This is a genomic window from Streptococcus sp. DD11, assembly GCF_001578865.1.
Classification (GTDB): Bacteria; Bacillota; Bacilli; order Lactobacillales; family Streptococcaceae; genus Streptococcus; species Streptococcus panodentis.
Genome location: NZ_KQ969397.1, coordinates 159967 through 160627, shown reverse-complemented (window position 1 = coordinate 160627; position 661 = coordinate 159967). Strand labels below are relative to the sequence as shown.

Below are 661 nucleotides of genomic sequence, written 5' to 3'. Positions count from 1 at the left end.
CTGAAGCAGCTGAATCCGCTGGAAGCAGACCCCGCTAATGACAAGAGTTATTTTGATAATTTGGAAGAGAATCTGGCCGTTCTGGCCCAAGATTTACAGCAATAAAGGAGTCTTTATGAAGAAAAACTATATGATTGGTGCAGCTGCTGTCCTTGTCCTTGGTCTCTGCTTTTATGGCTGGGGCCGCTGGCAGTCTGTCAGCCAGACGCAAAGCAACCGAGTCAGCTATATCGGGGGCCGGACAGGCAGCAGTCAGGCAGCTCCCAAGGAACTGACGCCTGAGCAGATTAGTGAGCAGGAGGGGATTGCCGCTGAGCAGATTGTGGTTAAGATTAGCGACCAAGGTTATGTCACCTCGCATGGCGACCATTATCATTACTATAATGGCAAGGTGCCCTTCGATGCCATTATCAGCGAAGAGCTGATCATGCGCAGGCCTGACTATAAACTGCAGCAGGAGCATATTGTCAATGAGGTTCAGGACGGCTATATTATCAAGGTTGACGGCAGCTATTTTCTGTATCTGAAGGATGCCAAGCATACGACCAATGTCCGCTCGGTGGATGAAATTGCCCGCCAAAAGCAGCTCCATCATGTCAAGGAAGATGGCGGCGGTTCACAGGCTTCAGGCAACAGAGCGGGCAGGACTCAGGATTTCAGT

1 protein-coding gene and 1 pseudogene are annotated in these 661 nt (G+C 50.5%); both read left to right on the top strand.

The window, feature by feature from the left end:
* Window positions 1-105: pseudogene (locus tag STRDD11_RS14770) on the top strand (adhesion protein); the annotation flags it as partial.
* A gap of 10 nt (window positions 106-115) precedes the next feature.
* A partial coding sequence (locus STRDD11_RS13750; protein ID WP_164828486.1) for a pneumococcal-type histidine triad protein occupies window positions 116-661 on the top strand: 546 nt, incomplete at its 3' end.